Here is a 17,008-nt window from a genome sequence, read left to right as displayed (position 1 = left end):
TATCTATAACGGCTTCAATCGAGTCGCTTGCACGATATGCCTCGTTAACGCAGGCGCCATTCTTGCGGCATGGGGCAGCCAGCTTTCTGCACTCGGCATGCTAAACAGGCCCTGCAGAAACCTTCCCCATTGCAGCGGTCCCTTGAAGGCTTTGCCAATCGAACGCGAATAAGCCTGCTCCCACTCTGCCGCAGAAAGCTCGCCGCCCAAAAAGCGGTCCGCAAGCGGAGCGCAAATAGCGGCCGAGCGAAGCGCCATCGACATACCGTCCCCGCAAAGCGGCGGAATCATCGCGGCAGAATCGCCAAGCAGCGGCAGCCCCTCCCATGCCGCCAGCTTTCGGCTCAATTGAACGGGAGCTACGGCTGCCTGCGTTCCGGGCACTGCTTCAGTGAGCGCAAGCTTGCGGTTCAGTTTCGGATTGCGTCTGGCTGCGGCTTGTATCATCGAAAGCACCGATTGGCCTGCCGGCGAGAATGCATCCCGCCTCAGCAGCGCCGAGACGTTAATGATGCCGCCCTCGACTGGGCATATTCCCATGTATCCGCCCCTAAAAAAATACAGTTCAATAACAGGCTCCAGCGCAAGCGCACGGAAATGGGATTTGACGCCGATGTAAGAGGGCTTGGAGGAATCCTGCTGGCGATAGCCAGGCAGACCCGCATGACCGTTCGCCCCCCATGCCGCAATAACGGCCCTTGCTTCCACCGTGCCGCTTTGCCCATTTCGCTTAATGTCCACGCTAAAGCCGTGCTTCGCTGAGCGAATGGCAGTAACGGTCGTTGCCGTCCAAAGGCTGGCGCCTGCCTGCTCAGCAGCGTGATGAAGAGCCGAATCGAGCGAGTAGCGGCTTAGCCCTAAAGCCGGTCCAGGAAGAGGGATCTCCAGCTCGGCACCATTCTCGAAAATAAGCCGTATGAGACTGATCCTGACCGGCTCCAAAGCTAAAATGGTATTACCTAGCCCTACCGCATCCAGCGTGCTTTGCGATTCTGGAGACAAAAATTCCCCGCACACCTTATGTCTCGGGAATGGCTTCCGGTCCAGCAGCAGCGTGTCCCATCCCTGTCCGGCAAGCGACTTGGCCAAGCTACTGCCCGCAAGGCCCGCTCCCAGCACGGCTGCGTCATACATTCTCGTCATTTCGCCCAGCTCCATCACCTCTGCTTGCCTGATGCTTGCCTATAACAGCCGCAAAACGAAACAACGGCCTCCAGCTGTAATATTTGCCCGGTATGCCAAGCGCTTGCCCAAGCTTCTTCCAATCTTCAGAGCGGAAGCCCTTCGCCACCGATAAAGGCCCATCATGGATAATATAACGGTTGGAAGAAAGGAGCCGCGCCGTCAGCCATACGGCTGCCCATGCCAGCCAATGTCGATGGATATCATTAATGACGACGCCGATCCTCGAGGCTCGCAGCATGCAGCGAGCTGCGCGGGGAAGCTCGTCCCCGCCGAAATGATGAAGAAATTGCGTCGCGGTCACGATGTCTGCCCTACCCTCCGGCAAGCCAAACAAATCGCTTTGCACAACCTTGATTCGAGGCTCGCCTTCATAATAACGACGAGCCTCCGAGCATGCCTCCTCCGTTATATCAACTAGCTCGACGGAAAGAGCAATGCCTTGTTTATCCGCCCACTTCAACAGCTGCCTGTTCACGTCCCCCGAGCCGGCGCCAACATCCAGTATGGATAAGCTTCGCGGCTTGCCGGCTTGCGCCCATAACTGCTTTACGCCATAAAGAGTAGGTGCGGCTGCCGAAAAAATCCGATTCAGCCTGCGTAAATGGCGCAGCGCCTCGCTTAGCTCCGGCCCTCCTTGCGAGAAATCATCCATCAATTCCTCGGCAGTCGAACGGCTGCGCATTTCTCTAGACATATGCCCCATCCGTCTTCCGCTGCTCATCCCCCGCCAGAGAGGCAGGCACATAGGCAATCTTGATCATTTCGGCAGTGAGCCCCGGACCGAAAGCCAATGCGATGCCATTGACCGCGTCCGATCCGCTTTCATGAAGATGCTTCCTCATTGCGTTCAGCACGAACAGAATCGTCGCGGACGATACGTTGCCATAGTCACGCAGCACACCAAGACTATGCGAGATTTGTGCATCCGTTAGCCCGAACTTGGTTTGCAAAATATCGATAATGCCCTTGCCTCCCGGATGAATCGCCCACAGCTCTGGCTCCTCTCCTCCGCAAAGCCGCTCTACCTCGGGCGGGATATGTTCCCCGATCAGCTTCGGGATGCTCGGAGACAAGTATAGATCAAAGCCATGATTGCCAACCTCCCATACCATTTCATCCGCGCAGTCCGGCAGCAGGACCGACCTCTCCTGTCCAAGCGAAAAAATAGGCTTTACATGCGGCCTTGCCGCTCCAACCAGACAAGCCGACGCCCCGTCACCAAAAAAAGAAGCGGAAAATAGTGACTCTTTATCGCCCGAGGGCTGAATATGCAGCGTACACAGCTCGACGCAAACGATCAATACTTGAGCGGCACGATCATTTAGAACAATCTGACGTGACAAGCCGATTGCTTTGAGCCCGGCAGCACAACCCAGAAAATTAAGCGGAATGCGGGTTATGGCAGGCGGCAAGCCTAATTGATGAATAAGAGCGGCATCGAGTCCAGGCAGAAATTGCCCCGTGCAGCTAACCGTTATCAGATGCGTAACATCGTCCGGATCAACCTCCCCGTCCGCCAAGGCTTGCTTAGCTGCTTGAAGGGCGAGGGGGACCGATTCCCGTTTGTAGATGCCCATTCGCTCAGCAGTCGAGGGCGCTTTATCGGCGGACGAGCTTGGCAGGTAGCGGCACTCGGCTGCCTCCGCGAGCAAATTCGGCTCGCACGTGTACCGGCTCTGTACACCGCATTGCTTGAATATCCGCCTGCCCCAGCGGGCAGAGTCCGGCTTATCGATTAACGCATCGGTCAGCCTCCGAGCCGTATCGGCCTGATCGACCAAATAAGGAGGCACGGCCGTTCCTATTCCAATAATCGCAATATTCGATTGTGGCTGCTTCATATCTTTCTATTTCATCCTCTCCGGCATATGTAATGGACAAGTTACAGGCTTTAAACCAGTCTATTCGCCGGTTCTTCCATATATGTATCTGAATATGACAACCATTTCCAAACATTTGTAATAAACATGAAATCTAATTTTCATCTCGTTTTAATGAAGACCGCCTATAATAAAAACAACCCCCTTTTGTAATATATATAGTGAAGACCCACAGCACCGTATGCTGTGGGTCTCTTTTTGTCCTTCTGGACGACTAGTTGATTCGATAGTTGCGTGCCATATTCGTAATATGGCGAATCAGCTCCTCCACTAACTCCGGAGGCTCAAGCACCGTCACATGGCTGCTATAGCTCAAAATATTGCGGACCGCACGCTCCGTCGAGGAATAATGAGCGGTAACAGACATCGTCCCGTCCGGATGATCCGTTACCTCATCATAGCCGAATTCATCCCTCACCCTCGTCCGCACTGCCGGCTGGAAGCGCAGCACGGCTTTCACCTTTTGGAAATTCGCCTGCCCCATAAACTGCTGTTCAACGTCCTGCAGCGTATAGCTGCGTCTCGCAAAGGTTTCGGACAAGCTGCGTAAGTGAAGGATGCGGGAGAGCCTGAATACGCGGATATCCGCTCTCGTCAGGCAATAGCCGTACAAATACCATACATAACCTTTGAGGAAAAGCCCCATCGGTTCAATCAGCCGCTCCGTCTCCTGTCCTTTGCTGTCCAGATAGCTGAACTGAACCAGCTTAAGCGCTTTGATGGCTGCATGAAGCGGCTCGATCTTCTCTTTGTCGTTCGGAACCGGTTGAAAATCCATATCGATTGGTACGGGTGCGCTTGAGCTTCCCGATTTCGGCATGAGCGCGCCTACCCGCTCCAGCAAGCCGTTTATATCGGAGCTGCCTGTCGCTGACTTCGCTCCGCGCAGCGCGGAACAAATAGCCGTAAAATCATCCAAGGATAACATCTGCTTTTCGATACGGTAACCGGGCATCATTTCATACCCCCCGTCCGAACCGGCGAAGGACATGATCGGAATGCCAGCCTGATTAATGGCTTCCATGTCCCGGTATATGGTGCGCAAGGAAACCTCGAAGCGCTCAGCCAGCTCGGTCGCGCTTACGCGGGTTTGATTCAGCAATGCCATCGTGATGGCGAGCAAACGGTCCAGCTTCATTCGAGGCTCTCCTCCCGGACGGATTAGTTTTACAAGCTCGTTTCGATTTCAAATCGAGTCCATTTCGTTATTTAAACCTATATTTCTACGCTAACCTGCCTATACCCTGCAACGGTTCATTTACCGATAGCGCCGGAAGAAGTCCTGAAGCTCGGGAACGAGCAAATCGGGTGCGTCCAGAGCCGCAAAATGAGTACCCCGCTTAAACTCCGACCACTGTACGATATTCGTATTGTCACGATTCGCGAAACGCTTCATCGATTTGAAATCATGGCCGAATACGGATACCCCCGTTGCCGTCGTGTTCACAGCTTGAGAGGACGGCTCCTGCTGATGGGCATTCTCGTAATAAAGCCGTGCGGAGGATTCTGCCGTATTCGTCAGCCAGTAAATCATCACGTTGGTCAGCAAAGCGTCGCGGTCGATGAAATCAATGTGATCACCGAAACCGTTGAACAGCTCCGCTATCCAAGCTAGCTGGCCGATTGGCGAATCCGCCAGCCCGTAGGCGAGCGTCTGCGGACGGGTCTGCTGTATCGCGTTATACCCGGCGCGCTCATGGAAATTAGCCAGAAACTGCAGGCGGCTCCTATCATCCTCGGATAGATCAACCATTTCGGATGGGTCGCCCGATGGGAAGGAGAAAAGCTGAAGCACTTGAATGGCGAGCAGCCCCTCCGGCTTTTGAATGCCCAGCTCGCGGGATACCAGCGCGCCGCAATCACTGCCGTGCGAGCCATATTTCTCGTAGCCCAGACGACTCATGAGCTCCGTCCATGCTTTTGCAATGCGGGCGATGTTCCAGCCTTCATCCAGCTCTGGGCCAGAGAATCCGAAGCCCGGCACGGATGGAATAACAAGATGAAAGGCATTTGCCGGATCGCCGCCAAACGCACGGGGATTGCTAAGCGGGCCGATCAGATCCCAGAACTCCACGATCGAGCTCGGCCAGCCGTGCGTGAGCAGAAGCGGCAGCGCATCAGGCTCAGGTGAGCGTACATGCATGAAATGGACGTTGGCGCCGTCAATCACAGTCGTGAACTGCGGAAACGCATTCAACCTTGCCTCATGCTTGCGCCAATCATATTCGTTCATCCAGTACTCAGCCAGCCCCTTCACGTAGTCTGACGAAACCCCGTATTTCCAGCCTGCTTCCTGCCTTGCATTCGGCCAGCGCGAATTCGCTAAGCGATTACGCAGATCATCAAGATCTGCCTGCGGGATCGTAATTTCAAAAGGGTAAATCTCTGTATCTATAGCGTTAGCAATCAGGTTGTTTTTAGAAGTTGTCATGGGAATAGCCTCCTCGGATTTGGGTTTGCTTCGTTGTTTTCCTTTACATTTCTAATAGTAAGCCATCCACCCTGACAACATTATGTCAGGGTTAAACGCAGCATTGAAACTTTTTACATAACGTGCTCAGGGCATAAAAAAGGCAATCTGCCGCCGCAGACTGCCTTACCTTACCGATTTCTTTTTGTCTCTGTGTTCTTTTCTCTGTTGCATAGGCAATAAAACAAAGACTAACGCATAAAAAAAGCATCCGATATGCAGAAAGGGTCCTTAGACCCTTTCCGTAATCGAATGCTCCAGTCATGCTGCGCTTGCTTTATTTGTACAACACTTTTTCCACGTTATACTTGGCTTTAAGCTTGTTCAAAATATACGTTTCATAAATTTCCCGTTCAACCGGATCCTCATTGATGCAAACCTCGATTTTAGTCACTTCATCGCGGTAGTTTTTCATCACCGAAACCGTGTCCTCGAAATGCTTTTTGATTCTCGGTCTGAGCTTTCTCGCCTTTCCGACAAACAGCAGCTCGTCCTTGGCATTGTAAAACATAAAAAATCCGCCCTTATCCCGCGGGATTTGGATGAAATCCGTAAAGCCATAAATATGGCTAAGCTGTGGATTGCTTTGCTTCGTAATGGATACATCCGGCGTTGGAATCGTAATACTGATCACGGTCACTCACGTCCTCATTCAATATAGGTCTAAAGCTTACCACATCATGCATGCGAAAACCATTCCGTAGGCTCATATTATCGATTAATCTGCACGAGCTAGCTCAACCAGCACAATCTCCGGTCGGTTAAACAGCCGCTGCGGAATAATGCTGTTGCCGAGCCCCCTGCTTACAATCATCGTAGAACCGCCAGCCGTATATTTGCCGCCGTCATACTTCGGCAGAAAGCCTTGTCCAGGCGCTACAAGGCCGCCAAGAAACGGCAACCGAACCTGCCCGCCGTGGGCATGGCCGGAGAAGGTCAAATCAAAACGCTGCGACGCGTATTCCGCGAAGAGCTCAGGACGATGAGACAATAATATCGTATAGGGAGCTTGCGATTGGTCAACGCCTTCAAGCGCCATCGCAATATGCTCTTTGATCCGGCTCACATCATCATAAGCCTCATGGTTAAAGGTGGGATCATCCACGCCGACTATGCGAATTTCCCCGTCCCCCAGCTTTACGGTCTCGCTCTCGTTGCGCATAACACGGACGCCAAGCTCTCGCAGCCCTTTGGCCAGCGCGGGGAATTTCGAGCCCCACTCATGGTTTCCCGTAACATAATACACAGGCGCGATTTCGGTCATTCTGCGCATGAGCATCAGGCTAACTTCTGCGTTGTATCGCCTGCTGTCGACCAAATCACCCGTCATTACAATAAGATCGGGCTTTAGCTTCTTCACCTTGCGCGTAATCGTGCTTTGATCCTTGCCGAAAGACTTGCTGTGCAGGTCAGTCAGCTGCACGATGCGGTAAGATTCAAACCCGCTCGGCAGCTTGTCTGAGCCAAGCCGGTACTCCGTAATGCCAATCGCATTGTTCTCATAATAAAGAAACACAATGACAGCCGCTACCATAATCGGCATAAGCACCCACAAACGTTTTTTAGTCATGCGCATCACTACCGAACTCCTTGCTTCTCATCTATTAGCAGCTTTAATGATTTATCCAGCAGACCGTTTATGTCATCAAATACTTTTCCAAGGCTCTGAATGAACATGCTATAAGCTTCTGTTCTCGACTATAACTTGATTGCCGCGTCTGGTCAAACGCAGCAGCACAGCGGCAAACATCCCTATTTTGCCCGCTGCTTCGACACGCTCCACGACTGCCATTTGCCATGCCGCTCTGCCTTCTCTTGAAGCTCGTCGATGACCTCGCCAAGCTGCTCGAGCCGCGGCTGTTCCGCTTGCAGCCTCCGCAGCGCAGGCACCGCATCCGTTGACAACGTTCTCAGATAAGCCATGTCTATGCTGCCCGTACGTTCGTAACGGTCACCGTTATTGACGGCGATCCGTGCGTCCAGGTTCATATAATTCATTATGACGAACGCCATTATGGTTACGCAAATATAAGCTTTGCCCATCGAGAAATGCTCTCTCCATATCCGGAGCATCGCAATAACCAGCAGCACGCCTAAAAACAGCATGAAGCCATGGACGAGCAGTCTCGTCTGCGTAAAGCCGTAGGCTTCCTCATACAAGGACAACCTGCTGTAAGCCGACACAAGCATGATGACCGTACATCCTATCAGCACGGTAAGCGACAGCTTGCGCAGCCACTCCGCAGCGGCGCTGCCGCGCTTAACCAAATGAAGCCCGCACATTAGCAGGATGATATTGATCAGAGAAACCATGATGAGCTCCGAGAAGCCTCTGCGCGCATACTCGGCATACGCGGAGCCTTCCGGCAGCATGCCGTTCGCCGCCCCGAATAGATACGAAAACTGGATGAAAACGAACAAGATGTAAACCAGATTCATGCTAATCAGAAGCGTTCCAGCCGTAATCGGATCTATTTCAATGCGTCCGTTAGGTTTAAGGGCCGCTTCCTGCGGATTCACAGCCGCTGTCTCAGCCGTATCGATTGCTTTACAGAAAAGCAAGCCCCATATGTAGCAGAAAGCATAGAAGCTGAAAAAGACCGCAACGATCAGACGCCAAATCCCATTCCCCAGCGAAAACTTAGTCATGACGCCAGGAATCTCCAGCAGCCAAGACAAAAAGATTTCGTCTGCGGAAGCCAGCAAAGCGATTACGACGATTAAAACCGGTGCTGCCAGCAGCAGCCCCATCATCACTCTGCCAAGCTTGCTCCTCGTCTGTTTCTCTCCCGCGCCCCTCCACCTGTCATTCAGAATGCTGAAGGGTACCTTAATAAACGCAAATGGCTTAATGAGTGCTAGAAATAACAGCTCCGTATAAAATATCCCTCTGTACCAAGGCTTGACGCTGCTGCTGGTCAGAAGCACCGTTTGCGCAGCAATCAAGCCGAATAATGCGAATAGGTTAAGCTGCCGGAACAGCAAATTATTATATAGCGCATAAGTCAGTGTCAGCAAAACGATTGGAACAAACAGCAGCCAGCCTGAGCGGACCTGACCCTGCCATTTCTCGAAACCACCCATGCGGCCTTTTATGGAATAGAAGAACAAGCCGTAAAAGCCTCCAATAAACACAACAACCGAAACACCAGCGGCCGCTCCTACGAATAAATACTGACTCATTAGACCGAACAAAAGGGCAAGGGCCAGCATGTTATCATACTTTTTTTGCCATGGCGCCGGATCTCTCATGTCGCACTCTCCATCTTTAATCTCGATTTGTTAATTTCCTCCTTTTATTGTAACCTAGAAAACAAGAACAAAAAGTGTAAGATATAATTGGATAATTTCATATTTTAAAAAGGGAGTCTTTTGCATGAAAATACGCAGACATTATTTAACGATAAGGCGTGCCTTTCCTAACATACAGGAGCATTCCCCCTTTGAAGTAACGACGCAAGAGCTCGCGAATTTGCTTGATTGCACACATCGCAATATGGTACTTCTTCTGAAGCGCATGCAGCAGGAGGAGTGGCTGGTATGGGAACCAAAACGGGGTCGAGGCAACCGCTCCTCCCTATCCTTCCTATTGAGCAAGGAGCAGGTCGCGCTTCAGGAAGCACAGGAAATGATGCAAAAGCAGGATCTGAACGCCGCGCTTGCGCTGCTTCAGCAGAATGAGGAATCTCCGCTCGTACGCGATAAGTTCCAGGAATGGCTTTCCGGGCAGTTCGGTTTTCATTCCGAGGTACAGGGAAAGCGGCGTACCGATATTTTGCGGTTTCCGCTGCCGCAGGCGATTTATTCGTTAGACCCGGCAGCCATCCATTACACAGGCGAGTCACATCTCGTCAATCAGCTCTTTGATGGGCTCGTCCGCATAGACCCTCGTGGCGAGCAGATTTTGCCGCAGCTGGCACATGCTTGGGAGGTAGACGCAACCCGCACGAGGTGGACCTTTTATTTGCGCAAGGGGGTGCTGTTCCACCATGGCAGGGAGCTTGATTCCTCCGATGTCAAATATTCGCTTGAGCGGCTCAAACAGCTTGCGCCGCTCGGGCTTTACAGCTGGGTATACTCCGCTATCGTTGCCATGGATACGCCGGATGACACGACTATCCGCATCCAGCTGTCAGAGCCGAATGAAGCTTTTCTTGCTTTTCTCACGACGAACCGCGCATCGATCGTCCCGCAGGACGCCTGTATGGCTGCGGGCAGCCAATTCGGCAGCAAGCCGATCGGGACCGGGCCGTTCCGGCTCGCCGGCAACGAACAAGGCGTATGGATTCTAGAGGCTTTTACCGCTTATTTTCAGGGAAGGGCCTTTCTGGATCGGGTTGAGGTATGGACGGTTGCGGAGGAGGCGACTCGGGAAAACCAGGCTGAGCTGCAATCGTTCCAAATTATGCATAACGCAAGGCTCTCGGATATGGCAGCCGAACGCTGGCAGCAGATTCGGCAATCCGGCATGACCTGCAAATTCATTACGGTGAATGAGCAGAAGAAAGGCTTACTCGCAAATCCGGCGATTATGGCCGCGGTGGACCAAGCGATCAAACGGAGCGAGCTGCTAAAGCTGCTGTCGGGAGACGTCATTGAAGGCGTGAACAGCTTCTGGCCCGATTTGGAGGAAAATCCGCAGCAGCAGCATGCCGAAGCCGATCTTGAAACGATTAAGCGCGAGCTGGCAAGCTCCGGCTATAATGGCGAACGGCTCGTGCTCGCGACTATCCCGCAGTATGCCGCCGATGCCGATATCATCAGGCAGGTATGTGAGCGGTCCGGCATTCCGCTGGATATCAGCCTTATTCCTGCCGAGCAGTTCAAAGGCTCCGCGCGGATGTCCGCCGATTTGCTGCTTTTCGCCATCATGCTCGATGAGCACCGGGAGCTTAGGCTGATCGACCTGTACAAAAGCATGCAGCAGCATGCTCTGCCGGATATTCATGACATGCTGGAGCATGCCATTCATGCCATTCTAAGCGAAACGGACAGCAGGCTGCGGACGAATAGGTTCATGGACATCGAGGAGCGGCTCAAAGCGAGGCACAGTCTGTTGTTCCTCTACCGGAAGCATTTGAAAACCGCCTTTCACCCTTCCGTGCGCGGCATTTCCCTGGAATCGCTCGGCTGGGTTCGCTTCCGTGATATTTGGTTCACCTGAAACCCAAGGAGCAGAGCGGCAATCCTATGCACTCGGCTTCTTGAACATGGAAATGATCAATAGCAGCAGAAGAGGAAGCACGAATGCCGTAAAAGACCATACAGGGTGCACGGCCATGACGACCCGCCCCCAATCCGTCGCGCTGTCCACGCTGACCAGCCCCATTAAAAAACCGATTAGTGCGAGCGGCATGACGAGAGCGCGGCTCTTGGCAATCCCGAATAGCTGGCTGACGAACAGGTTGAGCACATAAAGCGTGATTGACGTTTTCATATAAGAGCCAAGGATGAGCGACATGCCGATAATCGACTCGATCCGCTGTACGATATCCTCGAATTCCACGACTCGAGCGAGCGAAAACAAAACATACGACATTTCTCCAGCGAAGCTTCCGAATATCATTATGGAGCAAACGGTAGAAATGCAAAGCACCATAATATTAATGACAAGCGCGACCGTCATCGTCTTTGGCAGCTTGCTTGCCGAGCCTTTGTTCACGAATGGAAGCAGCATCCCAAATAAGAACACCTCTACGTAGGGAAAGCCAAAGGTGAAATAGGCCCCATGCAGCACCGGTTTAATGCCTTTTGGCATAATGGGGAGCAGCTGCGCAGGATCGTAATCGGGCAAGGCAATAACCAGAACCACGATAATGCATGCCGTTGTCAGAATCATCGTCAAGGTGAACATCCGAGCCATAACTTCAAGACCTGCGACTACGGTAACGGCTGATACAGCAAAGATCAGAAAGTTAAACGCATATATCGGCGTTTCCCTTAACATGGAGCTCACCATAAACAGCCCGACATCGTTGACAATGCCCGACTGCATTTGGAGCAAAAAAGATATCGTGAACACGGAAAAAACAGCAGTAAGCACGGATCCCATTAGCTGGCGGCTATATTCCACGAACGTCATGCCCGGATATCGCTTGTGCAAATACAGAATGCCGGCCAAGATCAGAAGTCCCGACGCCCCCGAAATAAGCAAAGAGAGCCAAGCCCCGTTGTTCGCCTTGCCGATGAGCGGGCCGGGAATATTAATAATCGAAGAGCCTGTCATAAACACAAAAAACAGTACTCCCATCTGATAGGCGCTGACCGTCTGTTTATCCATGCTCCACTCCTTATCCGCTGCCCGTTTCTAGGCATTCACATTTAAGTAATCATCTATCGCTTTGGCTACATCACCGAAAATAGGCATCATCAAATCCATAAAGTCAAACCAATCCCTGTTCATTGCGTAATCCACGCCCATGTACAAGCAAATGAAGCAAAGGATGACATAGAGCGCCTTCTCGCGCTTCGTCATTTTTGTCACGGTCAGCCAGTCGTACAGCAGTATGCCGCCAAATGCAGCCATCAACACCATAATCCGCTCTGCCATGGACACCCCTCATCTCCTTGGCTTAACCCGCGGGTTTGCTGGATATCGTCCCGCTCGTTACAAGCCGTAGCTTCAACTTTATGTTAAAGGTAATTTCGGAAAACCGTTCATCCCAGCCTTCTTTCAGCTGCTCCCATTTCCGGGGATTCGTGCGGTAGATTTTGTCCGCTACGCCAACAACGTCCATCTGGTTGGATTGCAGGAACTTAATCGTACCGCTTAGCTGCTTTAACATCTCATCCTCTACCTTTTTAATGAATTCCTGTTCAATGCCATGGGAGTTAATATTGGTGCATTTGAGCTCGCCGATTGCAATGTCGCCTTGGATCTCGGCGTTCAAGGAAATTTGCTCGCCCTTGAATACTGGCCTCGTTTTTACTTGAAGCGAGAGAACCTCAGCCGTTTCGTTCTCGCCATGCCCGCCTGGGCACTTCACCTCGATTACGCCTGAGCGATAATCATTGCGGAGCATGAGCAGCCCTTCTACCTTGGAAGCAGGAAGCACTACCTTCATTTTTCCTTTCTTCAGGAGAGCAAGACCGGCTGCCGAGAAAATGTCTTTGGCGTCCTTATCCTCATACACATAGGCAACCATGGCGTCACCGCTTGCGCTTCTTAGCTGAAGCATCAAATCGAGCAGCGTATTGTTTATCGTTTTGGCAGACGTAATATAGGAGGATTCCTTCGTCCGCAAAAATTGCTGCGCCGTAGTCTGTTCGATTAACGGCTTCTTCATAAACAGCTTGCTGGCGTTTCCCTTAGCAATCATCAGCGATATGCTGCCTCTCGGCTCATGGTCCCGATAAAACAAATCAAGCAAATGGCCCAAATTATTCGACTTTGCCAGCTTCTCCCCGATTATAATGACACGGAGATGGCTCCATTGCGCTTTCCTGCCTAGGTGGATTGGGATGTCGCGGATGGCTTCCATCACCGATTGATCGTTTGTCTTAATATTGATGCTCGAGGCGTTCGTTGTAGCTGAAGAGATCGTCTGCGCGGATGAAGGCCGATAAATTTGCGTCAATATTTCAATATCCCCGTTCTCGCCTAGATCCAGCGCAACGCCCATCACGAAGCCGCGCTCGGTCAGTTCAAACTTGCTCCAGCAGCCGGAGAGCGGCAGCAGGCTGCAGAGCATAAAGAGGCAAAGCGTCCATTTTTTCATCCGGGCTCATTCCTCATTCTTTCCGTTAATTTGCTTATGGAGATTCCGCGGAGAACGCAGCAGGGTCTTAAGCGACACTCTCATCACGACATCCCTTAGCTCTATCAGCCGGAACGGCGCAAGCGGAGCAAGATACGGCTGACCGAGCGTGCGCAGCTTGCACAAATGCAGCAGGATTAAAATCAAGCAGATCATCATGCCGAAGCCGCCTAGAATCGCCGCGCTCACCATTAACGGAAACCGCATAATCCGCAGCGAAATCGCAATGTTATACTGCGGGATTGCGAAGGAGGCGATTCCGGTCAGGGCGACGACAATAACCATGATCGGCGAAGCAATACCGGCGCTGATCGCGGCATCTCCTATGACCAGCGCCCCGACGATGCTGACAGCCGAGCCTACCGGCCGAGGCAGCCTAACGCCCGCTTCCCGCATCAGCTCGAAAAAAAACTCCATCAGCAGCGCTTCGAAAAAAGCAGGCAGAGGAATGCCCTCGCGCGCATTGAGAATGGCCAGCAGCAATACGGTCGGGATCAGCTCCGGATGAAAGGTTGAAAGGGCTATGTATACACTAGGAAGCGTTAACGCAATGACGAAAGCAACGATGCGCAGCCATCGAATCAACGTCGATATCAGCGTTCGCTGATAATAATCCTCGCTGGACTGGAAAAATTCAGTAAATAAGCCCGGGCACAATAAAATGCCGCCAGTACCTTGGGTAAGCACAGCGATTTTTCCGTCCAACAGTCCCGCTACTGCCATATCCGTCCGTTCCGTATACCGGTGCTGCGGAAAGGGAGAATACGTAGAGTCCTCGATTAGCTGCTCGATATAGGCCGTTTCGAGCACCTCTACCTCCTTGACCAGCTCTATTCTTTTTTTAAACTCAGCCAGTAATTCACCATCGACTCTATCCTCGATATAGCCATAGACGATCGTCGTCTTGGTCTCGCCTCCGGCGGTAAGCATTTCCAGCTTGAACTTGGGAGATTTGAGGCGAAGGCGCAGCAAGCCCAGGTTTTTCTGAAGGTTTTCTACCGTACTCTCCCTAGGCCCTTGTACGACGGATTCATTGACCGATTCATTAACCTGCCGCGTCTCGACGGATTCCGCCTTGAAGCTGAGCGCCTTATCCCATTGATCGAATAAAATAACGAGGCGGCCGTTTGATATTTCGTCGACGAGTATCTCCAAGTCATTGCAGACCGCTGCTTTTTTGGCCGATACCCCGTCATGCTCGAAAAATGCTTTTATATCCTGCGGCGTAGCTTCCATGCCCGGACCAATCTCATGCGTCGCGAGGTCCTGGAGCGAAATTTTCATGTAATTAACCGTATCCTCTTGCACGAGTGAATCGTAATACACCGAGCATGCCTTATACATCAGCTCAGGGCCATAGTTCCAATGCCTAAATACAATGTCCGAGCTAATGGAAAACATCGCTTCTAAATACGCCATATTATCCTGAAGCTGTTCAGAGATTGCTTTTTTCGGCTCGCTTGCCGGTTGATCCGTGCTGGTCTTTACCGTCCCGCTTGATTCTGCCGAACCGGCTTGGGTTTGTCCCGAGGAATTGTTCGTCATGAAGAAACCACCTTGATTCAGTTGATTCCATTATTCCCCTCCGACCGAGCGGTATACAAAATAAGCCCTCGATATGAAAAGGAGCTGCCGCAAAGGAGCCGACTAAAGGCCTTCAATCCGATAAAAACGCACGAAAAAACCGGCAACACCGCTACAAAAGCGGTCTGACGGTTCTTTTCAAGCCTATATTCCATAACAAACGGGCTGAACTGATAAAAAATCGACTATCGATACAGCCGCAACGCTTCATGCGCTAGGCCACCGTTAGAATAATCGGCTTATCCTTCGTAATAATAATCGTATGCTCATGCTGCGCGGCAAAACTTCTATCCGGCGTACGGAGGGTCCAGCCATCCTGCTGCTCGACAACGTAGTCCGCCCCCATCGATAGAAACGGCTCGATCGTAATGACCAAGCCTTCCTTCAGCGTCCGTTTATCATGCTTGTTGTACGTCGGAGGTATTTGCGGCCATTCATGCACCGCTTTGCCTACGCCATGGCTGCATAAGTCGTTAATGACCTTATATCCGCCCTGCTTTGCTTCCTGCTGGATCAGCCTGCCGATTTCATTGATTCTCACGCCATGCTTAAGCGAAGAAATGACCTTCATCATCGTGTAATGCGTGTACCGGCATAGCCTAGTAACCGGCTCGCTGAAAGGCGCGATTTGGAAGGAATGTCCCGTATCGGCTACATAACCGTCTTTCTCCGCGCATACGTCGATATTAATTAAATCACCCGGCTTTAATACCCGTGAACCCGGGATGCCGTGAGCAACCTCATCATTGACGCTAATGCATGTTTGGCCGGGGAACCGAAACGTTTTGCTCGGACCGGACACCGCGCCATGGCTTGCCAGAATGCGTCCGCCAAGCTCATCAAGCTCCTTCGTCGTCATGCCTGCCTTTGCGTGCTTCTTCATTTCATTCAACGTTAACGCCACGATTCTCCCAATCTCTTTCAGCCCATCTATATCCTTCTGCGAGCCTACCGTCATTCGTCTGCCTCCATCCTTTTTTGGGTTCGATTACGTTATATCCAACTCCAAATGGCTATAGCCGTTTATACTGGCAGCCTATAAATCGCGAACGGCTCGCCATGGCGGAAGGAGCGGCTTACGGCATCCAGCTCTCCCAGCATCTCGGAGGACAGCTCCAAGCTGACGCTCGCTAAGTTCGCTTTGAGCTGCTCAACCTTCGTCGCACCAACGATAACGGAGGAAACGACGGGTTGATGCATAAGCCATGATAGGGAAAGGCTGCTCGGCGTTGCATCCATTTGCGAAGCAAGCGTCGCTACGTTCACGCTTAATTCCATCGCTCTATCGCTTATGAACCTTTGGAAGTTTGGATCCGTCTCTGCCCGCGAACCCTGCGGCACCATATCCGCGGCGCTGTATTTGCCTGACAGAATGCCGCCTGCCAGCGGGAAATAAGGAATGATACTGACGCCTTGATCCAAACACATAGGAATGAGCTCCTGCTCCGGCGTGCGATCAGCCAAGGAGTAGCTCGCCTGCGTGGCTGCAAACCGATTCAGACCAAGCCGGTCGCTAATGCCAAGCGCCTTCATCAGCTCCCACGCCATATAATTCGAAGCGCCAATATACCTTACCTTGCCTGCGCGAACCATATCCTCCAGCGTTCGCAGCGTCTCCTCAAGCGGTGTTTCCGGATCGAAGGTATGGATCTGATAAAGATCCACATAATCGGTTTTCAGACGCTTCAGGCTGCCTTCCAGCTCGGCCATCAAGTGATAGCGGGACGAGCCCCTCTCATTCGCTCCCGCTCCCCGAACCAAACCCGCCTTGGTCGCAAGCACCACCTCATGTCTTCGTCCCTGAAGCGCATTCCCGATTATCTTCTCTGATTCAGAGCCTGCATAAATATTTGCCGTATCTATGAAATTAATGCCGTTTTCGATTGCGCAATGAATGATTTGCTCTGAGGCATCACGGTCTGCGCGCTTGCCGAAAGCGTTCGTCCCTAATCCGAGAGCGGATACTTTAAGCCCGCTATTGCCAAGACGGCCGTATTTCAAGACGTTCAACTCCTTTACTGTTTCAAATGTGAACTAATTTCTTTATTATAGCTTTGTTTGCCTTTCATTTCAGTACCTCCTTCAGAAGCAGCTTCGGCTTCCGCCTTTTGGATTGTGACCCCGTGCATAAA

Annotated in this window: 15 protein-coding genes; 1 reads left to right on the top strand and 14 read right to left on the bottom strand. The window is 51.9% G+C overall.

The window, feature by feature from the left end:
* Positions 1-3 precede the first annotated feature (3 nt).
* From AC0YN3_RS21300 to AC0YN3_RS21265, 8 genes are all read right to left on the bottom strand, one after another.
* Positions 4-1,143 (bottom strand): NAD(P)/FAD-dependent oxidoreductase, encoded by a 1,140-nt coding sequence (locus tag AC0YN3_RS21300; protein ID WP_475776967.1) that lies wholly within the window; start codon positions 1,141-1,143, stop codon positions 4-6.
* On the bottom strand, positions 1,127-1,879 hold the full coding sequence (locus AC0YN3_RS21295) for a methyltransferase domain-containing protein (protein ID WP_475776966.1): 753 nt from the start codon (positions 1,877-1,879) through the stop codon (positions 1,127-1,129). Before AC0YN3_RS21295 ends, AC0YN3_RS21300 begins: the two co-directional genes overlap by 17 nt.
* Positions 1,872-3,026 (bottom strand): type III polyketide synthase, encoded by a 1,155-nt coding sequence (locus tag AC0YN3_RS21290; protein WP_475776965.1) that lies wholly within the window; start codon positions 3,024-3,026, stop codon positions 1,872-1,874. Before AC0YN3_RS21290 ends, AC0YN3_RS21295 begins: the two co-directional genes overlap by 8 nt.
* 253 nt (positions 3,027-3,279) lie before the next feature.
* A complete protein-coding gene (locus AC0YN3_RS21285) occupies positions 3,280-4,203 on the bottom strand; it encodes a helix-turn-helix transcriptional regulator (protein ID WP_475776964.1) in 924 nt (307 codons plus the stop codon).
* A 120-nt stretch (positions 4,204-4,323) separates the two neighbouring features.
* Positions 4,324-5,496: an epoxide hydrolase family protein gene (locus AC0YN3_RS21280; RefSeq protein ID WP_475776963.1), complete on the bottom strand. Its 1,173-nt coding sequence runs from the start codon at positions 5,494-5,496 to the stop codon at positions 4,324-4,326.
* 316 nt (positions 5,497-5,812) lie between these two features.
* Entirely contained in the window at positions 5,813-6,169 is a 357-nt protein-coding gene (locus AC0YN3_RS21275; RefSeq protein WP_183564968.1) for a nucleotide excision repair endonuclease, read from the bottom strand.
* An 84-nt stretch (positions 6,170-6,253) separates the two neighbouring features.
* Positions 6,254-7,111: a metallophosphoesterase gene (locus AC0YN3_RS21270; RefSeq protein ID WP_475776962.1), complete on the bottom strand. Its 858-nt coding sequence runs from the start codon at positions 7,109-7,111 to the stop codon at positions 6,254-6,256.
* Positions 7,112-7,287: 176 nt separating this feature from the next.
* Complete coding sequence (locus tag AC0YN3_RS21265) at positions 7,288-8,787, bottom strand: DUF4153 domain-containing protein (protein WP_475776961.1); 1,500 nt, start codon at positions 8,785-8,787, stop codon at positions 7,288-7,290.
* Between the two features lie 124 nt (positions 8,788-8,911).
* Between AC0YN3_RS21265 and AC0YN3_RS21260 the strand changes: the two genes are divergently transcribed.
* Positions 8,912-10,699: an ABC transporter substrate-binding protein gene (locus tag AC0YN3_RS21260; protein ID WP_475776960.1), complete on the top strand. Its 1,788-nt coding sequence runs from the start codon at positions 8,912-8,914 to the stop codon at positions 10,697-10,699.
* A gap of 24 nt (positions 10,700-10,723) precedes the next feature.
* On the opposite strand, the gene AC0YN3_RS21255 is transcribed toward AC0YN3_RS21260, so the two are convergent.
* The 6 genes from AC0YN3_RS21255 to AC0YN3_RS21230 all read right to left on the bottom strand — a co-directional run bounded on the left by AC0YN3_RS21255 (position 10,724) and on the right by AC0YN3_RS21230 (position 16,877).
* Positions 10,724-11,815 carry a GerAB/ArcD/ProY family transporter gene (locus AC0YN3_RS21255; protein WP_475776959.1) on the bottom strand — a complete coding sequence of 364 codons (1,092 nt, stop codon included), beginning with the start codon at positions 11,813-11,815 and terminating at the stop codon, positions 10,724-10,726.
* A 27-nt stretch (positions 11,816-11,842) separates the two neighbouring features.
* Positions 11,843-12,091, bottom strand: coding sequence for a hypothetical protein (locus tag AC0YN3_RS21250; RefSeq protein WP_475776958.1), 249 nt, complete (start codon positions 12,089-12,091; stop codon positions 11,843-11,845).
* Between the two features lie 16 nt (positions 12,092-12,107).
* Positions 12,108-13,253 (bottom strand): Ger(x)C family spore germination protein, encoded by a 1,146-nt coding sequence (locus tag AC0YN3_RS21245; RefSeq protein WP_475776957.1) that lies wholly within the window; start codon positions 13,251-13,253, stop codon positions 12,108-12,110.
* A gap of 6 nt (positions 13,254-13,259) precedes the next feature.
* Positions 13,260-14,837 (bottom strand): spore germination protein, encoded by a 1,578-nt coding sequence (locus AC0YN3_RS21240; protein WP_475776956.1) that lies wholly within the window; start codon positions 14,835-14,837, stop codon positions 13,260-13,262.
* 253 nt (positions 14,838-15,090) lie between these two features.
* Complete coding sequence (gene map / locus AC0YN3_RS21235; protein WP_475776955.1) at positions 15,091-15,834, bottom strand: type I methionyl aminopeptidase; 744 nt, start codon at positions 15,832-15,834, stop codon at positions 15,091-15,093.
* 65 nt (positions 15,835-15,899) lie between these two features.
* Positions 15,900-16,877, bottom strand: a complete 978-nt coding sequence (locus AC0YN3_RS21230) for an aldo/keto reductase (protein ID WP_475776954.1) — start codon at positions 16,875-16,877, stop codon at positions 15,900-15,902.
* Positions 16,878-17,008: the final 131 nt, after the last annotated feature.

Source organism: Paenibacillus sp. J22R232 (genome assembly GCF_056269165.1).
The sequence above is the reverse complement of the archived record's forward strand: the minus strand, read 5'-3'. Positions and strand labels throughout refer to the sequence as shown.

Bases quoted from the DNA above. Each gene is read 5' to 3' on its own strand.
- AC0YN3_RS21240 (WP_475776956.1), bottom strand. From the start codon at position 14,837: ATGACGAACAATTCCTCGGGACAAACCCAAGCCGGTTCGGCAGAATCA.
- AC0YN3_RS21260 (WP_475776960.1), top strand. From the start codon at position 8,912: ATGAAAATACGCAGACATTATTTAACGATAAGGCGTGCCTTTCCTAAC.
- AC0YN3_RS21265 (WP_475776961.1), bottom strand. From the start codon at position 8,787: ATGAGAGATCCGGCGCCATGGCAAAAAAAGTATGATAACATGCTGGCC.
- AC0YN3_RS21285 (WP_475776964.1), bottom strand. From the start codon at position 4,203: ATGAAGCTGGACCGTTTGCTCGCCATCACGATGGCATTGCTGAATCAA.
- AC0YN3_RS21300 (WP_475776967.1), bottom strand. From the start codon at position 1,143: ATGACGAGAATGTATGACGCAGCCGTGCTGGGAGCGGGCCTTGCGGGC.
- AC0YN3_RS21280 (WP_475776963.1), bottom strand. From the start codon at position 5,496: ATGACAACTTCTAAAAACAACCTGATTGCTAACGCTATAGATACAGAG.
- AC0YN3_RS21255 (WP_475776959.1), bottom strand. From the start codon at position 11,815: ATGGATAAACAGACGGTCAGCGCCTATCAGATGGGAGTACTGTTTTTT.
- map (WP_475776955.1), bottom strand. From the start codon at position 15,834: ATGACGGTAGGCTCGCAGAAGGATATAGATGGGCTGAAAGAGATTGGG.
- AC0YN3_RS21270 (WP_475776962.1), bottom strand. From the start codon at position 7,111: ATGCGCATGACTAAAAAACGTTTGTGGGTGCTTATGCCGATTATGGTA.
- AC0YN3_RS21295 (WP_475776966.1), bottom strand. From the start codon at position 1,879: ATGTCTAGAGAAATGCGCAGCCGTTCGACTGCCGAGGAATTGATGGAT.
- AC0YN3_RS21290 (WP_475776965.1), bottom strand. From the start codon at position 3,026: ATGAAGCAGCCACAATCGAATATTGCGATTATTGGAATAGGAACGGCC.
- AC0YN3_RS21245 (WP_475776957.1), bottom strand. From the start codon at position 13,253: ATGAAAAAATGGACGCTTTGCCTCTTTATGCTCTGCAGCCTGCTGCCG.